18 protein-coding genes (1 of these 18 running past the window's edge) are annotated in these 21989 nt (G+C 38.3%); 4 read left to right on the top strand and 14 right to left on the bottom strand.

Features of this window, described 5'->3' with window-relative positions; all coding sequences use genetic code 11:
* Window position 1 precedes the first annotated feature (1 nt).
* The 13 genes from IGK81_RS01700 to IGK81_RS01640 form a co-directional block, all read right to left on the bottom strand.
* Window positions 2-1111, bottom strand: coding sequence for a M20 family metallopeptidase (locus IGK81_RS01700; protein ID WP_034699422.1), 1110 nt, complete (start codon window positions 1109-1111; stop codon window positions 2-4).
* Complete coding sequence (locus IGK81_RS01695; RefSeq protein WP_034699419.1) at window positions 1071-2420, bottom strand: aspartate kinase; 1350 nt, start codon at window positions 2418-2420, stop codon at window positions 1071-1073. Before IGK81_RS01695 ends, IGK81_RS01700 begins: the two co-directional genes overlap by 41 nt.
* The gene (locus tag IGK81_RS01690; protein ID WP_034699417.1) at window positions 2417-3418 is read right to left on the bottom strand and encodes an aspartate-semialdehyde dehydrogenase; all 1002 of its coding nucleotides are present in this window, start codon (window positions 3416-3418) and stop codon (window positions 2417-2419) included. Before IGK81_RS01690 ends, IGK81_RS01695 begins: the two co-directional genes overlap by 4 nt.
* Window positions 3419-3432: 14 nt before the next feature.
* Complete coding sequence (dapD, locus tag IGK81_RS01685) at window positions 3433-4128, bottom strand: 2,3,4,5-tetrahydropyridine-2,6-dicarboxylate N-acetyltransferase (RefSeq protein WP_034699414.1); 696 nt, start codon at window positions 4126-4128, stop codon at window positions 3433-3435.
* Between the two features lie 14 nt (window positions 4129-4142).
* A complete protein-coding gene (gene dapB, locus IGK81_RS01680; RefSeq protein ID WP_034699411.1) occupies window positions 4143-4850 on the bottom strand; it encodes a 4-hydroxy-tetrahydrodipicolinate reductase in 708 nt (235 codons plus the stop codon).
* Entirely contained in the window at window positions 4847-5728 is an 882-nt protein-coding gene (gene dapA / locus IGK81_RS01675) for a 4-hydroxy-tetrahydrodipicolinate synthase (protein ID WP_034699408.1), read from the bottom strand. The genes dapB and dapA overlap by 4 nt, the downstream gene beginning before the upstream one ends.
* A complete protein-coding gene (gene dapF / locus IGK81_RS01670; protein WP_034699405.1) occupies window positions 5721-6527 on the bottom strand; it encodes a diaminopimelate epimerase in 807 nt (268 codons plus the stop codon). Before dapF ends, dapA begins: the two co-directional genes overlap by 8 nt.
* Window positions 6524-7771 carry a diaminopimelate decarboxylase gene (gene lysA / locus IGK81_RS01665; RefSeq protein ID WP_010738544.1) on the bottom strand — a complete coding sequence of 416 codons (1248 nt, stop codon included), beginning with the start codon at window positions 7769-7771 and terminating at the stop codon, window positions 6524-6526. The genes dapF and lysA overlap by 4 nt, the downstream gene beginning before the upstream one ends.
* Window positions 7772-8141: 370 nt before the next feature.
* Window positions 8142-8789: a PAQR family membrane homeostasis protein TrhA gene (trhA, locus tag IGK81_RS01660; protein WP_025480259.1), complete on the bottom strand. Its 648-nt coding sequence runs from the start codon at window positions 8787-8789 to the stop codon at window positions 8142-8144.
* Window positions 8790-8887: 98 nt separating this feature from the next.
* Window positions 8888-9715, bottom strand: coding sequence for a class C sortase (locus tag IGK81_RS01655; protein ID WP_034699403.1), 828 nt, complete (start codon window positions 9713-9715; stop codon window positions 8888-8890).
* 33 nt (window positions 9716-9748) lie between these two features.
* Window positions 9749-11635: a SpaH/EbpB family LPXTG-anchored major pilin gene (locus IGK81_RS01650; protein WP_438757414.1), complete on the bottom strand. Its 1887-nt coding sequence runs from the start codon at window positions 11633-11635 to the stop codon at window positions 9749-9751.
* A complete protein-coding gene (locus IGK81_RS01645) occupies window positions 11632-13041 on the bottom strand; it encodes a SpaH/EbpB family LPXTG-anchored major pilin (RefSeq protein ID WP_034699399.1) in 1410 nt (469 codons plus the stop codon). Before IGK81_RS01645 ends, IGK81_RS01650 begins: the two co-directional genes overlap by 4 nt.
* The gene (locus IGK81_RS01640; RefSeq protein ID WP_034699397.1) at window positions 13041-16547 is read right to left on the bottom strand and encodes a vWA domain-containing protein; all 3507 of its coding nucleotides are present in this window, start codon (window positions 16545-16547) and stop codon (window positions 13041-13043) included. The genes IGK81_RS01645 and IGK81_RS01640 overlap by 1 nt, the downstream gene beginning before the upstream one ends.
* A 354-nt stretch (window positions 16548-16901) precedes the next feature.
* On the opposite strand from IGK81_RS01640, the gene IGK81_RS01635 reads away from it, so the two are divergent.
* Window positions 16902-18392, top strand: a complete 1491-nt coding sequence (locus IGK81_RS01635) for a helix-turn-helix domain-containing protein (protein ID WP_412003935.1) — start codon at window positions 16902-16904, stop codon at window positions 18390-18392.
* 53 nt (window positions 18393-18445) lie between these two features.
* Here IGK81_RS01635 and efp read toward each other — a convergent pair whose 3' ends face one another.
* Window positions 18446-19009 carry an elongation factor P gene (efp, locus tag IGK81_RS01630; RefSeq protein ID WP_010720208.1) on the bottom strand — a complete coding sequence of 188 codons (564 nt, stop codon included), beginning with the start codon at window positions 19007-19009 and terminating at the stop codon, window positions 18446-18448.
* 357 nt (window positions 19010-19366) lie between these two features.
* On the opposite strand from efp, the gene IGK81_RS01625 reads away from it, so the two are divergent.
* The 3 genes from IGK81_RS01625 to IGK81_RS01615 all read left to right on the top strand — a co-directional run.
* Complete coding sequence (locus IGK81_RS01625; protein ID WP_010720209.1) at window positions 19367-20284, top strand: PLP-dependent cysteine synthase family protein; 918 nt, start codon at window positions 19367-19369, stop codon at window positions 20282-20284.
* Between the two features lie 55 nt (window positions 20285-20339).
* The gene (locus IGK81_RS01620) at window positions 20340-21488 is read left to right on the top strand and encodes a cystathionine gamma-synthase (RefSeq protein ID WP_034699393.1); all 1149 of its coding nucleotides are present in this window, start codon (window positions 20340-20342) and stop codon (window positions 21486-21488) included.
* 163 nt (window positions 21489-21651) lie between these two features.
* Window positions 21652-21989 carry the 5' portion of an S-ribosylhomocysteine lyase gene (locus IGK81_RS01615; protein ID WP_010720211.1) on the top strand. 121 nt of this gene lie beyond the right edge of the window, so only the first 338 of its 459 coding nucleotides appear in the window; its start codon is at window positions 21652-21654; its stop codon lies off the right edge, out of view.

The raw sequence follows: 21989 nt of genomic DNA, 5'->3' as shown, positions 1-21989 counted from the left end.
GTCACTGATCCTTTTTTAGCAAAAGTCCTTTTGTATGAAGGATCGTTTGATACCAAGCGACACCCTTTTCTAACACAGCCATATCAAAATCAAATCGTGCATCATGAAGTGCTGGTGTATCACCGACACCGAGAAAGAAAAAAACACATGGATACTTCTGGGTATAAACACCGAAATCCTCTGCTTGCAAGACCGGTTGTTCAAGCTCATGTAATTTTTCTGATTGCTTCAAGGCTGTATATAAGTGAGGATCATTGATGACCGCTGGATATCCATCATTATAACGGAATTGGATCGATACCTGCGAATTTTTTTGAAATTTCTCTGCTAAATCAGCCAGTTGTGCTTTGATCGAATCTTGGATTTGCTGATCATAAGAACGGATGCTGCCTGAGATAGTCACTTCATTTGCTAAAACATTTCGAATCGTACCACCAGTGATCTGTCCAAACTTTATTAAACGTCGCCATTCTTTAGGTAAAGATTGTTCCAACTCGTATACTTCATCCATAAAACCAATGGCTCCTCGGATACTGTCGATCCCTTGTTCACTAGAGGCAATATGGACAGATCTCCCTTTGACAACGATATCTGTCTCACTACTTTGTGCCATAAAGGCGCCCGATCGTGAATAGATCTCGCCTTTGGGAAGACCTGGCCATAAATGAAACCCGAAAATCGCTTGGACTTGATAGTCCTCTAACAAACCTGTTTGAATAACACTTTCCGCTCCGCCAGATATTTCTTCCGAAGGTTGAAAAATCAGAACAACGTTGTACATTAACTGTTCTTTATGATCTGCGATATATTCCGTTAACCCTAATAACATTGCCATATGTCCATCGTGACCACACGCATGCATCATCCCTTCATGAGTAGAAGCAAAGGGAAGATTTGTTTCTTCTTGGATCGGTAAGGCGTCAATATCTGTCCGAAAAGCAATCGTTTCGTTTTGTTGATGATCAAAATAAAGCAATAAACCAGTCTCGCCGATTTCATGCAGGACTCCCCCAAGATCCTTGATTTGTTCATGCAAATACGCTTTGGTTTTAAATTCATGAAAGCCGATTTCAGGAATTTGATGTAACGCCATGCGATGTTTTGCTAACATCGACATTCACCATCCCTTCATAGAGCCCTTTAACGACTGTTTCATATTCTTCATTTTTTACCCCAATGATCAAGTTTAATTCTTGTGCCCCTTGGGATAAGATCGATGTCCGAATCTCTAGTTGATTTAAGATGGATAAGACTTTGCCAGAAAGTCCAATCAGTTCTTTATGTGGTCCGCCAACAACTGAGATCAATGCCAGATTCTCGATAATTTCGACTTCCTCGACACCCAAATTTTCTTTTAACTCTTTGGTAATCAAAAATAATTGATCTGCAATGGCTTCTGCTGAAACGACTACTCCAATATTGTCGATCCCCGAAGGAATGTGTTCGATCGAGATACCATGATTCGCAAAGACACTCATTGCTTTCCAAATAAACCCGATTTCATCAGACATATGTCGTTTAAATAGTGTTAGCGAAAGAAAATCTTTTTTTCCAGCAATCCCTGTTAAGCCATTTTCTTTTTCGACTTCTTTGCTGGAAATTCTAGTGCCTTGCGCCTCTGGATCGTTCGTATTTTTTATTTGAATCGGGATACCTGCTTCTTGTACTGGGAAAATAGCTGATTCATGGAGAACATTTGCCCCCATATACGCCATCTCTCGTAATTCTCTAAATGAAATTTCTTTGATGATTTTTGGCGTGTCAATGATTCGTGGATCAGCCATCATAATCCCGGAAACATCCGTCCAATTCTCATAACAGTCGGCATTCAATAGTTTGGCTAAGATTGCGCCAGTGATGTCGCTCCCACCTCGCCCCATCAATTTTTCTTTTCCAACTGGATTAGCACCATAGAATCCTGGGACTACTAGTGGGCCTTTTTCTTGATAAATAGTTATTATTGCTTGTTTCGTCCGTTCTTCATCGATCTCACCCGTATAATCAAAGAAAATCAGTTCTTTCGCATCTATAAACGTATAACCAACATATTCAGCTAATAACTTCGCAGTGAGATATTCTCCCCGACTGACCAAAAAATCTTGCGAGACTTTTTCTCGCTGTAATTTTTTTTGGATCTCTAACAATTCATCTTCAATCGGAAAAGTCAACGACAAGACATCTCTCACTTGAATGAATCGTTCACAGATCCTTTCCCACAAAGGTGTCCAGTCGACTCCATGATGAAGATAGGCATGAATCAAATACAAGAGATCCGTGACTTTGTCATCTTCTTTTGTTCGTTTTCCTAAAGCGGAAACAACGATCACACTTCGTTCAGGAACAGCTAAAATAATGGATTTTACTTTTTTGAATTGTTCTTCATGAGCCATCGATGAGCCACCAAATTTTGCGACTTTCATTGGATCCCCTCCCTGATTGGTGATAACAAGGCAGAGGCGATTTGTACAGCATTCGCAGCTGCGCCTTTACGGATATTATCCGCTACGGTATACAGCAACAGCCCATTTTCCAATGTAGGATCATGCCGGAGTCTGCCGACGTATACCTCATCTGTTCCTTTAGCAAGGATACTGGTCGGATAACTATGGTTGGGCAAATCATCCACGACTGTTATTCCCGGAAAATGTTGCAAACATTGACGGACTGCTGCAAGCGAAAATGGCTGCGCCAACTGGACTGCGATTAAAACACCATGACCAACTTCGATGGGGACACGTACACAAGTAGCCGAGACAGGTAAGTTAGGCAAATGTAGGATCTTCCTTGTTTCAGCCATCATTTTGTGTTCTTCTTTCGTATACCCATCAACCAACGATGCATCAATTTCGGGGATGACTGTTTGACTGATATCATGCGGATAAAGCGAAGGTTCCTGCCCTTTTTGAGTGGCGTGAAGATCAGTTAGCCCTTGTTGTCCCGAACCAGAGACCGCTTGATAGGTGGAATAGTTCACGCGGTTGACACCAAATGTCTGTTGCAATGCCTTTAACGGTAAAACGGCTTGGATCGTGGAACAGTTTGGATTGGCAATCAATCGGTTCATTTCATGATCTGCTAGATTGACTTCTGGAACGATCAACGGAATCGACGGATCTTCTCGCCAAGCAGAAGAATTATCAATGACGACCAACCCATGTTCTCTAGCAAGTGGCGCAAATTCAAGTGAAATTTCTGCTCCGGCTGAAAAAAGCGCTAAATCATACCCGTCAAATGATGTCTTTGTTAATTCTTCTACTGTGTATTCTTTTCCCTTAAACACACAGATTTTTCCAGCTGAACGCTTGGATGCTAATAATTTCAAACGACCTACTGGAAAATCATATTCTGCTAACACGTTCAACATCGTTTGACCAACTAAACCGGTTGCTCCAACGATACAGGTATCTATTTTGCGCATCTTTTTCATCCTCTCTATAATTCCCGTAATGCAGCGATCAATGCGGTGTTTTCCCTCGTTTGTTCGTCTTTGATCTTTAATACTCGGGCAGGCGTTCCACCCACTACGGTATCAGCGGCTACATCTTCTAAAACAACTGCTCCAGCCGCCACGACTGCATTTTTGCCAATACGGACACCTTCAACAATGACAGCATTCGCCCCCACCAAGACACCGTCTTCAACCACCACTGGTTGAGCGGAAGCCGGTTCGATCACACCCGCCAACACTGCACCCGCACCAATGTGACAATTTTTGCCGACAATCGCTCTTCCGCCTAAGATTGCCCCCATGTCGATCATCGAGTTTTCCCCAATCTCCGCACCGATATTGATGATTGCTCCCATCATGATGACCGCATGATCACCGATCGTTACTTGATCCCGGATAATTGCTCCTGGCTCGATCCGAGCATTGATTTCTTTTAAATCAAGCAGAGGTATGGCACTATTTCTAGCTGTTTCTTCTATTTCGATCTCAATGATTTTAGCGGATTCTTTTGCGAGGATTGGTGCGATTTCTTGGTAATCACCGAAAATAATTTGACTATTCCCCTGACCAAATACTTTACACTTTTCAAATTTAATTGGTTCAGTGACATTTAAATACACTTTAACCGGTGTTTTTTTATCAGCTGTTTGAATCAAACGTATAATTGCTTGTGCGTCCATTTGCTTTCTCTCCTTTATCCACCTAAAGTATCTGCTAATTGATAGTATCCAGCTGGTTGATTGCTTAACCAAAAAGCTGCACTTACTGCTCCTTCTGCAAAAATCTGATTGGAAAACGACTCATGTTTGATTGATAATACTTCATCCGTAGATGCAAATAAAACTTCGTGCTCTCCAGGTACAGAACCAATACGTAAACTGTGTACTCCGATTTCATCGGTTTTTCTAGGTTGATCTTTCCATTGGAAAACAGGAGATAGTTTGCGGACTTCTTGCATACTAGCGAGTAGTGATTGAGCCGTTCCAGAAGGCGCATCTTTTTTTTGGTCATGATGTTTTTCAATCAATTCGATTTGCCATGTTTTCAATAATTCAGCAGCCTGCTTCACTAATTGATTCATGACAAAAATCCCTAAAGAAAAGTTCGCACTGTATAAAATGGGGAAACGTTGCCCAAACGCTTCGATTGCCTGGAATTGTTCCTCACTATAGCCAGTCGTTCCGATCACGACTGGAAGTTGGTGTGCTGCTCCATAATCTAGCACTTTTTCCAAATTATCTGCGTGAGAAAAATCAATAAGGAGTGAGATATTACTCGGAAAAGATAAAGTAGTCGCTTCTTTAAGGGAGACCTTTGGAAAAACGACTTCATGCTCATAAGATTCAATGACTTCTTGGATTTTTTTACCCATTCGTCCATGTCCGACTACACCAATTTTCATACCTGTTCTCGTCCTTTCATAGGTAATAATTCCTGTAATACTCCTCGCTTGTCCTCAGACAGAGGAACAAGTGGTAGCCGTAACGCACCTGAAGGAAGAGCCATCATCTCCATTGCGGCTTTTATTGGGATCGGATTTGTTTCACTAAACAAGGCATGGATCAATGGTAAGGCAGTTAATTGGATTTGCTGCGCTCGTCGAAGATTCCCTTGCTCAAACGTTGCGACTAATTCATGGACTAATCTAGGCTGGATATTGGCCCAAACACTGATAACCCCACTTCCACCCACACTTAATATTGGCAAAATAGCATCATCGTTGCCACTATAAAGGACAAACGAGTCTGTCAAAAGACGACCAATTGCCATCACATAAGCAAGATCACCTGATGCTTCTTTGATCCCGCTGATTTGTGGATGTGTCGCTAATTTTTCCAGGACTGGGATTGGGATCGTCATTCCAGTTCTAGATGGTACATTGTATAAAATGATCGGTCGTGGTGATTGGTCAGCAATTGCAGTAAAATGCGCCAACAAACCTGCATCACTTGTCTTATTATAATAAGGCGTGATCACTAACAATTGATCCGCCCCAATCGCTGCTAAACGTTGGACTCTTTCAATTGTTTTTTTCGTATCGTTTGTTCCTGCGCCTGCGATGACTGGGATTCTTTTATTTACTTTTGCTACTGTAAAACGTAGAATCTCCTCTTCTTCTTCTGGCGTTAACGTCGAAGATTCCCCAGTTGTTCCTAACACTAACAGGCCATCTGTACCTTCTGAAAGATGAAACTCAATTAGTTTCTCTAATCCCTGATAGTCAATTTCGCCAAGCGCATCCATCGGTGTAATCAACGCAACGATCGAACCTTTAATCATACGACATCTCCTTTTGTGACCATTCATGAACAGCTGGTCCCGTCATTTGTATTTGTGTCTCCCCAGTAATCATTAACTCTCCTTGCTCTAAGTGAATCATGGCCTTAGCGCTTGCCAAGTACCCATGATCTCTAGCTACGACATAAGCCGCACAACAGCCAGTACCACAAGCCAATGTCCAACCAACGCCACGTTCATACGTGCGTACGATCAGTTCCTGTTCATTGACTCGTTGGACAAAATTAACATTGGTTTTTTCTGAGAATAATGGATGGTGACAAATCTGTTCCCCTAACGCTTTCATTTGTTGCGCTTTTGCATCCTCTACAAAAACAACAGTATGGATCGTGCCCATAAACAAACTAGTTAGCTGGACATCCACTTGTCCAATACGTACTATTTGATCCACGATGGGTTCTGTTTGATTGACCGCTAACTTTTCTGTTGAATAATCGGGTTGTCCCATCTGAGCGGTACAATAAAAAGGTTCTTTTGTCAAAATTTCAATGGAAATCACACCCGCTAATGTGTGTACGTCGAAAGGTGAAGTTTCTACCATAGCTTTATCCCATACATACCGAGCAAAACAACGAATCCCATTCCCACACATCGGCGCCTGACTGCCATCTTTATTGAAATAAAGCATCGTTAAAGGTTGCTCTCGAACGACAATCAACCCATCTGTATCAAATCGATCCTGTCCACACCACTTGCTGGCTAATTGGTGATAATCGATTCCTTCTTCATAGTCCATTAAGATAAAATCATTGCCGCAACCATTATATTTATGCAGGATCATTGAACTTCACCTCGCAATAAATCCTCATATTCTTGCCTACGTACCACTAATCGAGCAGTTTCACCGTTGACGAATACCACAGCAGGCGTCAAGGCTCGGTTATAGTTGCTACTCATTGAATAACCATAAGCGCCTGTGGCATATACCGCTAATATATCTCCGGGTTCAGCGATAGGCAAAAGAGCTTCTTGAATAACCACATCACCTGACTCACACATTTTCCCAGCGATCGTGACTTTTTCGGTTTTCTTTTCCCTTAATTTGGTTGCCAGATCACATTGATAGCTCGCTTGATAGAGTGCTGGACGGATATTATCGGTCATTCCCCCATCGACAAAATAATACTTTTTATTCGGCGTTTGCTTAATAAATCCTACCGTATAAAGCGTCGTTCCTGCTTCCCCAACGATACTTCTTCCGGGTTCGATCAACAATTCATTGATTACTAATCCTTGTTTTTTTAAAGCTTCTTCCGTAAAACGTACTAATTCTCGAACAGATTCTTCAATGGGTAATGGCTGATCACTTTCGGTATAACGAATACCGAACCCTCCCCCAAGATTTAGCGAAAGTACTTCATCAAAATCTTTAAGATAACCAACCAGTTTATGGATTTCTGCTATCCATGCCGATAGTTCAAAAATCTGCGAACCAATATGTGCATGAAAGCCTTCTAACTGTAAAAATTCACTACCCTGAATAAATTGGATCGCTTTTTGACACTCTTCACTTTCATAGAGTAGACCAAATTTTGAATCAATATGAGCGGTAACGACATATTCATGCGTATGTGCTTCGATCCCTACATTCAACCGGATCATTACCTGGAGTTCTTTTTGATATTCTTGGCTAAGTGCGACTAACAATTCAACTTCCATGAGATTATCCGCTACAAAATGAACAAGTCCATTTTCAATAGCATAACGGATTTCCGCAGGTGTTTTATTGTTTCCATGAAAATAGACCTCTTCCATTGGAAAGTCAGCACACACAGCTGTATAAATCTCGCCACCACTAACTACATCTAAACCTAATCCTTGTGATTGAATCAGTTTTAACATGGCGACGGTCTGAAATGCTTTTGATGCATATAAAATCTTTGTCTTAAAATGATCTGATTGAAATCCTTGTTTAAATGCCTTGATGTTCTCCACCATTTGCTTCTCGTCGTAAACATAAAGGGGTGTTTGATATTGTTTTACTAATTGACTAACAGGAATTTCACCGATCATTAATTCTGACATTCGAGACTACCTCTTTTCCGCAATGTTTTTTAAAATTTCTCTCATTAAGATTTGAATTTTATTTGAATAATATTAAACAAATTCTCAGTGATTGTCTACTATATTCATAAATTTAATAAAAAAAAGTGCATTCATACATTTTTTTGTATAAATACAAAACTAGCGAATAAAAGATTAAAAAACAATGGATATGCTCATAAATCTCACTATTTCAATCATACAATCTAGTGAAAGCAACTGCTCCATCAAATAAAAATACGTTTGGTTGCGATCATTCCATCGAAACCAAACGTATTTTTTTAATCCTTCGTTGTAAAAAAAAGAGCTATTCCTTTGTTCATCAGAAAATTCATTCTTAAATTGATTTTATTTAAACCACATACCCAAAGTAAACGGCTAAAAACATCAATGATGCACCTAACATCACAAATAAGTGCCAAATAACATGTGTGAATCTCTTACTTTTCATGCTATAAAAAATTGAGCCGATCGAGTAAGCTAACCCACCAGCGACCAATAAAAGTAAACCGGTCAAATTGATGTTTTGATAAAGTTTTGGTAAAACAATCACGATTCCCCAGCCCATCACATTATAAATAATCGTTGATACTTTAGAAACCTGACTGGCTTTCGCTAAAGTCAAACACTTGTAAATGATCCCGATAACTGCTGTTGCCCAGATTACACTAAGTAATAGTACACCAGAAAGTCCCTGAACGATTAACAGGCAAAAAGGCGTATAGGTCCCGGCAATCAGTAAATAGATCGAACAATGATCGAATATTTGAAACACTTTTTTTGCTTTTGTAAAAATCAAGCTATGGAACAACGTAGAACTGAAAAAAAGCAAAAACAGCGAACTGCCATAAATGATAAACGCAACATAATCGAGGGTTGAATGAGCTTGTTCCATCAGCAAGTCAAAACAAATGAGACTTAAAAACGCTGCAATTCCATGGGTGACGGCATTCAACACTTCATTCACTATTTGATACTTCCGACTAAATTCTACTTCCATTTTTGTATTTCCTCCAATCATTGATGCCTTCTTCTTATAAACCTATTATATACTGTTTGTAAGACTTTTACATCTAGTTTTCAAAACTATATTAAAACTTAATGTTTAAAATAGCAAATGAAACACACTATCCCGACCACTAGCAATCCAATCAATACGAATCCAAGAATCAAAAGAGATCGTTTTTTTTGGCTATCGATTTTCTTGACTTCTTTTTCAATGTCTTGATCTTCATAGGGAATACGGTGTCCTCGTACCAGCAACCGGTGACTATTGACCATATAAGGGGTACATGTTAATAATGTAACTAAATCCTGCCCTTTTTCAATCATCAGATCATCAAGATCTGTAGGCTCAATAATTTTGATTTGATCCACTTGATACGCTAATTTACCATTCTGACTTTCGATAAAAAACAAATCGTTTTTCTCTAGTTGATCTAAATCCGTAAATAGTTTGGCTTTGGGTAATCCACGATGACTAGAAAGAACGGCATGAGTACTTTCACCTCCAACTGGATAAGAGGTTCCTGCCAATAAAGAGGCACCTTTTTCCAGAAAAAAAGAAGTCGTTTGGTCAAAAATCGGTAGTCGCACATTGATTTTCGGGATTGATAACACACCAATGGTATGTTTTTGGATCGTTGATTGTGTTACCTTCTCCGGTTCTTCTTCGGCGAATGGGTCAGAGCCTGGGGAAGAATTACTTTTTGCAAGTTCTCGATTTTTTTCTAGATATTCTTGTTGGATTTTCTCTAACTCTTCTGTCTTTTGTTGTTGTGCTTGTTGTTGGTATTTTCTAATGATTTGCTGATCCAGGTAATCATTGATACGATCACTAACAAAAGGATACATAAAAATTACGATTCCTGTGATGAATAACAAGGTCATGAAACTATCCAAATATCGCCGCTTTTTGTTACTCATTGATCGTCATCCTTTTTTGACTCGTTTTTCCTTTTATTGATGGGATTTTTTTACTTTTACAAAATAACCAATTCCCATGATTAATAAGACTGTACCAATTGTTAGATAAAGGTAAATCCCTTTGCCACCTGTAGAAGGTAATGTTCCTTTATGCTTGTTTGGTACCTTTTCTGGTGAAATGACTTGTCCAGACAAATGATAAGATTGTTCATCGACTACAAATGAAAGGCGGTTAGTCAACTGTACATAATTTTCTGGTGCCTTGATTTCTTCTAAATAGTAGGTTCCATAAGCTAATCCAATGATGGTAATCAACCCATCTTTTTCAGTAGTAAAAACAGTCGCTTTTCCTTGCTCTTTCGTCCAATTAACGGCTTTCGTTTGAGGATCAATCAACAAATAGTTCGCCTCACTTGAATCTTGGTCTCGAACGACAAAGCTAGCACCTGCTAACGGTTGGTTTGTTGAAACCGCTCCATCAACTTTGATAAACTGCTTACCACCTGTAACTACTTCAACAGTTGGTGGTGTTTGGTCTTTCGTATAGTCGTTTTCTACATTTGCTTCATTTTGGTATCCTGTAGTTGGATTTGCTTGGTCATTCAAATACATATAATAAATAAATTTCAATGTTCCTCCAGGCGTTAAAGAAGGAATGTACGCTGGATCAACTGCCACCGTAAAGCCATTTTCTTGCTCAATCACTGTATAATGACTTGGATCGATTGTTGTTTCTCCATCGTAAAGTGCATAGCCATTGGCGCCATTGGCGCCATTGACTGCATGATGAAAAGTCAATGCTGCATCGTGTTGATCGATTAAATTGAATTTCGTGTATTTGTTCATTGAACCTTCTTTATCAGCAATTCCTTCGGGAAGATTGACCTTGATTTCATACTGGATCATTTCGCCAATTGCTACATCTTTGCCATTTAATTTTGGCGTACTTTTTTCAACTTTTGATGTATCATTTTTAATCGTTTTTTCGACAGGTGTTTGATTATTTTCGGTAATTTCAAATGCTGTTTTCGTTTGACTCTCAATCAATGCGGCGTTATCTGGTGCCTTCACTTCTTCCAAAAGGTAGTGGCCAACTTCTAACCCGTAAATTTCCATCTGACCTTTTTCACTGTTTTCTTCAATGAAGTCAGCTGTTCCGATATGATACGTTTTCCCAGTCAAAAAAGATTTAGCAGCGGTTTGATCAGTTGTCCAAGTATAAAGACCGTCTTTCACACTATGAAGGTATTTTTTTACTGCTCCTTCGGTTTTTGAAATGTTAAAGACTGCGCCATTCAATGGTTCATTTTCGGCTGTCCCCACTTTTTTGACTTGCAATACCCCATTATTAGAAACAAGATTTTTAGGATATAAATGAATCGTGTCTAATTCTTCTGTACCATACTGATAAGAGCCGTCTGGTTGTTTGATCATTTCATAAACAGGAAAAGCCAATACCATATTGCCAGCTGCGACTACCCCTGCTTTCGGTTCTTCTTTGATGACATAAACCGCATCTTTTCCGTTTTGAGATTTTGGCAATTCCAGCGTTACGCTTCCTTGTGCATCTGTCGTTCCCGACGTGATTGGTTCTCCAGGAGTCAGTTCTTGAACTGCTTGTTGCGCTTCTTCGACTGATTTACCATTATTTCGTTGTTCATAAAATTGATTCGTTACATTATAAACAGTAAATGATACATCTCCTAGACCTTGATATTGGTCAAACTCTGTCATCTCTTTCCCACTGTTTTGAATAACATTGGGTAAAGAAAGTGCTTTTTTCTTATGCAAGATCACTTGTGCAACTTCTTGATCGGTAGCTGCAAAGACAGGCGATTGCCCTACCCAGCTACCTAAAACAGCTGATAACACGAATAATATTCCCCAACAAATGTCGATTGCTTTCCACTCTTTTTTCATTTATTTTCACCTTTCTTTCTCCATTTCCACAGACTGATACTAACTAGTATTAGCCCAACGATGACATAAAACTGGCTATTTTTTTCATTTGTTTTAGGCAGCAAACCGAAATCTGCTTTACGATTCTTTACCTTCAAAGGATCCGACTGTTGTCCGTTTTGCTGAAACGAATTTTTTTCAACTACAAAAGGAATTAGCTCTTCACTTTTGATATAACCTTTCGGTGACTGGATCTCTTCAAGGTAATAATTCCCGTCGGTCAACCCTCGAACTGAAAAATTCCCTGATTGGTCGGAAGTTAGTCGATACGCTCCTTCACTACTCATTCGCCAAGTAACGCCTTCCTTCGTTTGATGAAGGTATTTACCTCTTTGATTTCTTACTAGAAATACAGCGCCTTGTAGAGGACTTTGATTTCGACTATCAATTTTCAAAAAATGCTTTCCTCCCGTACGGATGGCAGTTGATCGTTGGAGGTACTCACGTTCTGTAGTGACCGTGACGTTATTCTTCAATTCCTCGTCTGGAATTGCTGTCGCTGATACTTGCATCTGATAGGTAATCGAAAGTGGTTGTCCAACCATTTTTTGGAGTGTCTCTTTAGCCAATGTCAATTCAAAGCCATTTTGATGAGAAACCATCTTATACCCGGAATGTATTTCTTGTCCGCCAATTTTGAGTTTCCATGTATCAGGTAAGAAGAGCAAATGATCATCAGCTTCATCAATGAGTTGATAGCTTTGACAGTCAGAAACAATGGTATCTACTGTATAAGTGACGATTTCACCAAACGAAACACTGGAATCTCCTTGGATCTTTTTTTCCAAAAAAGAAAGTGGAGTCGTTTCTTCGTTCTTAGGATATAAATGAATCGTCTTCAATTCTTGACCTTGCTCATTATTAATTGGGAGTACCACAACTAAATTGGCTGATTTTTCTTTGACGTTTACTGGCGTCTTCGTTTCTTGAAAAAGATACACTTGATCTCTTCCTTGTGCATCTTGCTTTGGTAATTGAAATTGAGCGATACCAGCTTCGTTACCAACGGTTTTGGTGATTTGTTCTGTTACAAACGTTCCGATCTCTTGTCCCTTTTTTGCTAATTGTTGTTGCGCTGTTGTGACATCGATCCCTTGTTCTCTCAATTGATAGAAAGAAGCTGTGACATCATAAACCGAAAAACTCACCTCATTTATCCCCTGAGCTTCTTGGAAGAATACTTGCTCTTCACCCGTATTTTTTTGTGGATCAGGTAAATTCCCTTCCGTAAACAGAAGTTTATGCAAGATAATCTGTACCTGCTCATTCGAAGATTGATTCGGAATATGTTGAGCCGCACTTCTTTGCGATCCAATCGTCAACAACAGCGGAATGAGGAACAAGATATACCAGATTCTTTTTTTCATTACGCCACGCCCTTTCTTTGTTTTTTGAAAAAGGCAACGAAACATGTGCTGCTTATCGCAAGGAAACCAGCTAAATAGAACCAGATACGACCCATTCCGCCAGTCTCAGGTAAAGGAACTTTGACTTGATTGGTAATCGTTAACGTAATTTGATTATTTTCGTCTCCAGCTACTAATCCACTTTCTTGTTTGGACCCATCCACGGTCACTGTTCCATCTTCCTTCACCACGATCAAGACTGGCTTTTTCAATCCTTGATACCCATCTGGTGTTTTGGTTTCCGTTAACGTGTAAGAACCAGGTTGAAGGTTTTCAAATGTAAATGTATCCGTTGATTCACCTGCTTGAGGTAGTTCGACACTTGACCTTTCCCCCTCTAGTTTAAAGCTAGCCCCTTTTAATGATTGCCCGTTATCTTGTTTTTTATAGACCGTAAGATTAAAAGGTTTGAGATGGTTTTGATGCTGTAATGTCCACTGCGGATCTACCTCAACATTTTCATGTTCATAGTGGATCGTGCCATATTGATCAATCGTCCATTCATAATTCCCAACAATCGTATCATAGCCAACGGGTCCCTTCGTCTCTACCATTCGATATTCTCCTGGTTCCTCTACTGTAAATTGAGCCAGTCCCGTTAGTTCCGATACTTTTGTCGCTACTGTTCGATAACTATCAGCAGCATCTTTTTTCTGTAATTCAAAAGTAGCACCTGCTAAGTGGACTTTTTCTGACCCATGAAGCGTATATTTGTGAATCGCCAAAGGAATTTTTTTGAAAGGATTTTCGATCGTTAGAAGAATCGCCTGTTCCTCGATTTTTGCGGATTGTCCGTCGATCGTTACCTTTCCTTCGGCTGATACCGCAATCTTCCAGGTGTTTTTTTGAGCAAGTTCATGTCCGTCTGGTGCCTGTACCTCTGTAAGCGTATAGGTTTCCCCTTTCATTAGTCGAACATCAGCAGGCAAGTGATAACTGCCATCTTTGTTATCGATCAAGCGGATCGTTTTAGATTGACCAGTTAATTCGAAAACTGCTCCTACAAGATTTTTTGCTCCAGATGAAGAATGTTTGGTGATGTTCAAATCAAATGGTGTAAACTTTTTAGTATTTTTCCAAGTCGTATCGTTGACTTTAGCAGCCTCATAGCCTTCAACGGTCATTTCGTTACTTGCTTGATAGTTAAACGCTTGTCCTTGGTTATTAAATTTTGGCAACATCATGTTTTCTTGATAGTCAGTGCCATTACTTGCTGAGAGTAACTTGATGTTTTCACGTCTCCAAGTTCCCTCAGTATCATTAGTTGGTTTATTTAACTGGATAAATCCCGTTTGCCAACTATTTTTATCTGTTGTTGGCGTTCGTTTTATTTCATAAGTGATGTGATCTGGTCGTAGGCTAGTATCATGATCATATTCTTCCCATTCTTTTGTGAAAGACAATGTTACGCCTGGTGCTTTTGCGGAAGGAACGCCAAATTCAACAATTGTTGAAGCATCCGCCGTCGGTTGCAAGGTTGTTTTTTCATTCATTTGGTACCATACATCGGGTTTAAACGTTTTACTTTCAGTTTGGATTCGTACCTGATAATGGATTTGGATTTCCTGATCTTTCCCTAAATATAGTTGATTGCTTTGGATCGTTGAACCAGAAATACCAATCGTAGGCATTACTGCGACAGCATTTTTCCCTACATCTTTGATCGTGAGGGTATTTTCTTCGTAAACAAAGGGTTGAGCAATCGGATCAATCACTTTTCCATTACTGATGGTTCCAGCAATATGGACCGCTTTTTTCGCTAAATAATCAGAAATATCTGTGGCACGATCAGCCGATTCGTAATAGAATTGACCAGATTCATCCGTTGATACCATTTTCTTCATATTTGTTTCCACATCAGCTTTTGATAAGCCAGCTGGAATATCTGATTGCAATTGGATTCCTAAGCCATGGATCTTGATTCCTCGTTCTTTCAACGCTAATGCTTCGCCGATCGTTGCTGTAAACGTGCTCCGAATTTGCTTCTCTCGATTGTTTTGATCTGGAACATTGTAATATCTACTTAAAAGAGAAGTATTTCCGGCTCCTTCTCGTACATCGCTAAATTCAGTTCCATAATAACTACCATCTTGTTCTGTAAACACTTTGTTCACGTGATAGGAGTAGGTTGGCACACCATCCGTTAATAAAACAATCACTTTTTCATGATTATTTTGTTCAGCCAACATCTCACCAGCTTCTCTCAACGCTTTTTGAGTAAAGGTTCCCCCTTGTGTCGTTGAAGGAGTGATCGCTTTAATCTGATTTTTTACAGAATTGAATGAACTTAGTGGGATTGAACCGTTGTTATAACCCACACTAGAATACCCAATATAGCCAAGATTGATTTTTTCAGCTATACCACTATGGTCAAGGGTATCTACAAAACTATTGACCCCTCGTTTCACTTCGGCTAAACGATTGTCTTCATTCATACTGCCTGACCAATCGACTACTAATACAACGTCTACAGGTGAAAACTCTTTTTGAACGTTCCCACGTACATTTAAAAAAACATCGTATAATCCTGGTGTAGTCGTTTCTCGTGCATATTTACGAATAGCATAAGAGGATTCTTCTCCTGTTCCCCCGTATTCAATATAAGAATTTGACCGATTAGATGGGTCGCCATTCCATGACGTCACACCATCCCACTGACCATTTTGATTTCCTTGATGATTGAGAACCGTTTCGTTTCCTGTCGGCTGCCACGCTGCTTGTGGGTAGACCCCAGTAGAATCGTTGGTATAATTTGGTACGATAGGTGTGACAATTTGTTTATTATTTCCAGCAGAAAAGAAAGCGGGAAATTCAAACGGACGTACAACCTCTTCTTTTGTCTCTTCTTCAAGATCTTGTTCCTTTGCTTGCTGTTCTTCATTTCCTCTTTCTGTTGATTCCTTTGTATCTGCTTCGTTAGATTTAGTCGATTGCTCCGTTGTTTCCAGCGAAGTTTCCTTATTAATTTGTTGCTCTAAGGTATTATTTTCCAGAAACTTAAATGATTCCTTCACAATCGGCGTGAGTGCTTTTCCTTGCTCATTATCTGCCGTTTGTTGTTCCACTAAAACTTCTACGTCAACTGACTGATTCTGCTTGATGCCTGCAAAAATCCACTTCTCGTGATACTCTTGCTTGAAAAATTGGCTAGTTGTGAGCCATTTCCCACTAGTGTCATTAAGATATTCCGTATATTCAGTTGTTGGAATTGGTAGAAGCATTTCTTTTGTTTCTGAATCAATAACCCGTACCAAGTATCTATGTCCTTGGTCATTCTCAGAAAGCCCTAATTCGACGGTCAATTGTTCCGCAGATTGATGAGCTTGGACTTGGCCATATTCATTAGCCATTATTTCCATAGTAGCCTCATTACTTGCTTCGACAAGTTTCCTATTCTGAAAGAAAAAATTGAGTACAACAATGATTCCTAAAGACCCTAACAAAAAGAATAATTGTTTCTTTCTCATAGATATCCTCCTTAAAAATTATTTAAAATTCAGTTAGATAATATAAAAAAAGAGAAAAAACCTCTATTTTTTCTCTTTTTATTCTCATTCAATTTTTAAGTGGATTTTTTAGTTATATTAAATCTATAGAAGATATGTAAATAATAAATATATCTATAAACGTTCTGTTATTTTTATATAATGATGTAGTTTATATTTTCAAAATAACTGATCGAATAGACTTGGATTTGAAACACTGACTTTATTTTCATTTCTACAATTATTGAAAAAATATAAAAATCTGAGATACATATTTACAAGATGATAAAGATAAGTTAATAATAATAATACTAAATTAGAAAAGATGGTGATTTATTGATCGAGCAATTATTGTTAGATGATCATTCGCGAGGAAAATTAGCTGTTTATGGTCAACTATTGACGTTATCTCCAGGAGAGCACTTGATCGATAACCTAAGAGAAAACTTAGAAACAACAATCAGTATGGTTAAACTAAAAAAAATCCTTGTTTCTATTCAAGAAGACTTGGAAAAGATAAGTAATAAACAATTATTAACGGCTAAAAATAAGTTGATCATTCGTGAAAGAATGATCCATTACAATCAATATCAAAATTTTTTAACCACACAAAGTATCCCTTATCAGTTATTGCTTAGTATCATCAAGAAGCAAGATGAAGATCTTGCTTCTTTTTGTCAACGCAACTATATTAGCCGTTCCACTTGTTTTCGCCAAACCAAAAAATTAGCGCAGTATTTTAAAGACTATCATATCACTTTGAACTTAACGAACTTAACACTAACAGGTTCGGAAATGCTGATCCGGATTATGTTTTTTAACTTTTTTTGGTTTGTTTCATTAGGTGAAAGTCTAGATGATCTCTATTTTAGCGATGATTTAAAAGCACTATTTGAATTATACGAAGCGGAACATCTGAAAAATAAATATGCAATCGGCAAGAAGCAAGCTATGCTCCATTGTAAAATCAATCTTTTACGAATTAAAGAGGGTCATTTCACTGATATTTATGAATTAACTCCCACTTCTTTTATCCCTAGTGGAACAGATCTTGAATTTTTTTATGATTTCTTTCAACTTTCTAATTTGAAGCTCGATATTTTAGAAATCAATTCCCTTTTTTATTTGTTCTATTATTGGCCTTTTCTAAATTCCAAATCAGATGTCCAATTACCAATCGTGGAACATTCTTATCTGCAGGCGAACAACCATTTAAAAAAAGTCTTGGAAGAGTTTGAAACGCATTGTCAAAAATATATTAGTAATTTCAACTTTCATGAAGAGCCTTCCCTTCATGCGAATATCTACCTTTCATTGTTGAATTTTACTGTATTCAAACAAAAAATCCCTTTAACAACCTTTTTTATTTCTACGTATATCCAAAAGAAATATCCTATGATCCAAATTTTAGCTACTAAAATCGAAAGTTATTGGAAAAAGATTGCGAATCGTAAAAACTTCCTTTGGTTAAAAAATTGTAGTAGTGAATTAGCTTTCATCCAAGCTTGTTTACTTTATCCGTATTATACCAAGCTGGAAGAAGACTATAAATTGAAAGTTGGCTTTATCAACGTTTCAGAATACTTGATCACTTATGAGATATTTAATCTAGGTGAAAAGATTCCTTTTATCGAGATTGAAAAAGCCCATCTGCCACTCACGAAACAGTATGATTTTTATATTATTGGTTCACCCTTGCTTATTCCTCCAGAGCTAGACCCAGCAAAATATGCGGTTATTGATTTTTGTCGTTACAATGATTTTGAAACGGCATTGTATCAACGACTTTCACATGCCCACCATGAAAAATTAAAAAAACAGCTATAAATAAAGGCTTTTGCTCAAGTATCCTACTGGATCTTGAACAAAAGCCTTTATTGTTATTTTGATGCACGTTTTACGTATGTGCCTTCTGTTGTATTGATTTCAAGTAGTTCATCTGTTTCGATGAAGTCTGGAACGTTAACGACTAAACCTGTTTCCATTGTAGCTGGTTTACCAGAACCAGTCACGGTTGCTCCTTTAATTGAAGGTTGTGTTTCAACTACACGCAAAACAACAGTTGTTGGAAGTTGAACACCAATCACTTCGCTGCCGAAGAATTGAATTTTTACTTCCATGTTTTCTAAAATATATTTCATTTCTTCTTCTACAGTCTCTACTGGAATTTCATATTGTTCATATGTTTCAAGATCCATAAAGAATGCTGTGTCGTCCATTGTATATAAATATTGTACTGGTTTCGTATCAATATGTGCTTTTTCAAACTTTTCTTCTGGTCGGAAAGTTGTGTCATATGTTGCTCCTGAACGAACATCTTTTAGTTTCATACGCATCACAGTGTTTCCTTTACCAGGTTTGTGGTGGCTTGCGTCTAAAACTTTAATTAATTTACCGTCTTGAACAAATGTCATACCGGCTCTTAAATCACTTGCTGAGATCATTATTTTTGCTCCTTCTTAACTTAATCATAATCAACTTTATTGTATCAGACAACCGCTTAGAAAACTAGGGAATTATCTATTTTTAAGTTTTACTCTTTGACTTTCTCGTTTAATCATGCTATTTTTAATGAAATTCATTTTTGGAGGGACTTCACATGACAAACAGCAAATCAAAACAAATGAATATTTGTTGTTGTATGGTGCATAAAAGCAGCATACGATTTGTCATGTCTATTAATAGCCCTTCATAAATTGGTATTGCCTTCTTCCGTTTTCCAATACTTATTTCATGATTTTTTCAAGGAGCTGATTTAATAGTCAGCTCCTTTTTATATTCTATTTTTTTAGGAGGGAATTATGATCATTACAACAATCACCGAAGCAATTGGTTCCACCCCGTTTTTTAAATTTACTGCTAAAGATTATCCTATGCCCCAACATTCAGCTATTTATGCAAAATTAGAGTATCTGAACCCCGGCGGAAGTATCAAAGATCGACTCGGTCATTATCTGATCCAACAAGGGATTCAAACCGGACAGATCACAAAAGAGACAACAATTATTGAACCTACTGCTGGTAATACTGGAATTGGTTTAGCATTAACTGCTTTAAGTTATTCTATCAAAACAATCTTTGTTGTTCCTGAAAAATTCAGTATGGAAAAACAACAAGTGATGAAAGCATTAGGCGCAACAATCATCCACACACCAAGTGAACTGGGCATCGTTGGTGCGATTGAAAAAAGTAAAGAATTAGCGAAAACCATTCCTCACAGCTTTCTACCAATGCAATTTGAGAATTGGGCGAATCCCATGGCCTATTATCAGACGATCGGACCGGAAATTAGTCAAGAACTTACAGAACCAATCACTAGCTTTGTAGCGGGGATTGGTAGTGGCGGTACGTTTGCGGGCACCGCTAAATATTTAAAGGAACAAAATGCAGACATTCGTTTAATTGGTGTCGAACCAGAAGGCTCAATTTTGAATGGTGGTACTGCTCATAGTCACAAGATCGAGGGAATTGGCGTTGAATTTACCCCACCATTTCTTTCTGGAATCACCATAGATGGTTTTGAAACGATTTCTGATCAAGAAGGCTTTGCTTACACAAAGCAACTAGCCAAGCAACAAGGTCTATTAGTTGGTAGTTCTAGCGGCGCTGCTTTTGCGGCAGCCTTACATGAAGTCCAGCGATTACCTTTAGGAAGTTCAGTGGTAACTATTTTCCCAGATGGAGCAGACCGTTATTTATCAAAAGGAATCTATTCATAAAACAAATAGTCGTTTTGACCGAAATACAGATATAAAAAATTAGGAGGAACAAATAATGCATATTCAAACAAAACTAATACATGGCGGAATCAGTGAAGACCCTACTACTGGAGCAGTTAGTGTTCCGATCTATCAAACATCCACTTATCGACAAAATAGCGTGGGAAATCCCAAGCAATATGAATATTCTCGTTCTGGGAATCCCACACGTTTTGCCCTTGAAGAATTGATTGCTGAGTTGGAAGGTGGAATCAAAGGATTTGCTTTTGCCTCTGGTTTAGCCGGTATTCATGCAGTCTTCTCTCTTTTTCAATCAGGAGACCACATTTTATTAGGCGATGATGTTTATGGTGGTACTTTTCGACTCTTTGATCAAGTCCTAACCAAAAGTGGTCTGGAATATACAATTGTCAATACGAGTGATTTGGCACAAGTAGAGCAAGCCATTCAACCCAATACAAAAGCACTTTATTTAGAAACACCAAGTAACCCGTTATTAAAAATCACTGATCTCCAAAAAAATAGTCAACTAGCAAAAAAACACCAACTGATAACAATCGTTGATAATACTTTTGCCACTCCTTATTTCCAGAGACCACTTGACTTAGGGGCAGATATCGTCTTACACAGCGGGACAAAATATCTCGGAGGACACAGTGATCTCGTCGCAGGTTTGGTTACTACAAATAATGAAACCTTAGCGGATGCTATCGGCTATTATCAAAATGCCATTGGCGGTGTATTAGGGCCACAAGACAGCTGGCTACTTCAAAGAGGAATCAAAACATTAAGTGTACGAATGGCAGAACATCAAAAAAATGCTTTTGCGGTCGCACACTTTTTAAAAGGACGTCCTGAAGTTGAACAAGTCTTTTATCCTGGTTTGGTCACTCATAAAAATCATGAAATTGCGCAAGCACAAATGAGTGGTTATAGTGGCATGGTTTCTTTTACACTAAAAAATGAACAGGCTGCGATTCCTTTCGTTGAATCTCTCCGATTGTTTATTTTGGCAGAAAGCTTAGGTGGTGTGGAAAGTTTAGTCGAACTTCCCGCAGTGATGACTCATGCTTCCGTTCCTAAAGAAAAAAGGGAAAAAGCAGGTATCAAAGATGGATTGATCCGCTTATCCGTGGGAATTGAGTATGAGGATGATCTTATTGAAGATTTAACTCAAGCATTTCAGCAATTAAAAGAAAATTAGCGAATGAAAGAAAAGATAAATTTCATTTCAGATTGCTACACCTACAAAGCAATAAGTGTTAGAATCTAATTGGAAGCACTGTGTTTATCGAAGTTTCTTCTAGTAGATGTGTACTTGATTCCGATAAACAAAAATGATTACCAATAGTTAGGAGCCTTAAGTCATGAAAATGAACGTAGAAAGTTTTAATCTTGATCACACAAAAGTAAAAGCACCTTATATCAGAGTAGCTGATAAAAAAACTGGGGAACACGGCGATGTCATTATCAAATATGATGTTCGCTTCAAACAACCGAATAAAGAGCATATGGATATGCCAAGTTTACATTCTTTAGAGCATTTAACTGCAGAATTGATCCGTAACCATGCTGATTATATTGTTGACTGGTCACCAATGGGTTGCCAAACAGGTTTTTACTTAACTGTTTTGAACCATGAAAGTTACGAAGATATTTTAGATGTTTTAGAACAAACAATGAAAGATGTACTTGAAGCGACGGA

The sequence above is a fragment of the Enterococcus sp. DIV0703 genome, from assembly GCF_051711065.1.
In the GTDB taxonomy this organism is placed as follows: Bacteria; Bacillota; Bacilli; order Lactobacillales; family Enterococcaceae; genus Enterococcus_B; species Enterococcus_B hirae.
Note: the sequence above shows the minus strand (reverse complement) of the source record. Positions and strands in the feature narration are given on the sequence as shown.

Coding starts and splice junctions, on each gene's coding strand:
- IGK81_RS01700 (WP_034699422.1), bottom strand. CDS start 1,111: ATGTTAGCAAAACATCGCATGGCGTTACATCAAATTCCTGAAATCGGC.
- IGK81_RS01695 (WP_034699419.1), bottom strand. CDS start 2,420: ATGAAAGTCGCAAAATTTGGTGGCTCATCGATGGCTCATGAAGAACAA.
- IGK81_RS01690 (WP_034699417.1), bottom strand. CDS start 3,418: ATGCGCAAAATAGATACCTGTATCGTTGGAGCAACCGGTTTAGTTGGT.
- dapD (WP_034699414.1), bottom strand. CDS start 4,128: ATGGACGCACAAGCAATTATACGTTTGATTCAAACAGCTGATAAAAAA.
- dapB (WP_034699411.1), bottom strand. CDS start 4,850: ATGAAAATTGGTGTAGTCGGACATGGACGAATGGGTAAAAAAATCCAA.
- dapA (WP_034699408.1), bottom strand. CDS start 5,728: ATGATTAAAGGTTCGATCGTTGCGTTGATTACACCGATGGATGCGCTT.
- dapF (WP_034699405.1), bottom strand. CDS start 6,527: ATGATCCTGCATAAATATAATGGTTGCGGCAATGATTTTATCTTAATG.
- lysA (WP_010738544.1), bottom strand. CDS start 7,771: ATGTCAGAATTAATGATCGGTGAAATTCCTGTTAGTCAATTAGTAAAA.
- trhA (WP_025480259.1), bottom strand. CDS start 8,789: ATGGAAGTAGAATTTAGTCGGAAGTATCAAATAGTGAATGAAGTGTTG.
- IGK81_RS01655 (WP_034699403.1), bottom strand. CDS start 9,715: ATGAGTAACAAAAAGCGGCGATATTTGGATAGTTTCATGACCTTGTTA.
- IGK81_RS01650 (WP_438757414.1), bottom strand. CDS start 11,635: ATGAAAAAAGAGTGGAAAGCAATCGACATTTGTTGGGGAATATTATTC.
- IGK81_RS01645 (WP_034699399.1), bottom strand. CDS start 13,041: ATGAAAAAAAGAATCTGGTATATCTTGTTCCTCATTCCGCTGTTGTTG.
- IGK81_RS01640 (WP_034699397.1), bottom strand. CDS start 16,547: ATGAGAAAGAAACAATTATTCTTTTTGTTAGGGTCTTTAGGAATCATT.
- efp (WP_010720208.1), bottom strand. CDS start 19,009: ATGATCTCAGCAAGTGATTTAAGAGCCGGTATGACATTTGTTCAAGAC.
- IGK81_RS01625 (WP_010720209.1), top strand. CDS start 19,367: ATGATCATTACAACAATCACCGAAGCAATTGGTTCCACCCCGTTTTTT.
- IGK81_RS01620 (WP_034699393.1), top strand. CDS start 20,340: ATGCATATTCAAACAAAACTAATACATGGCGGAATCAGTGAAGACCCT.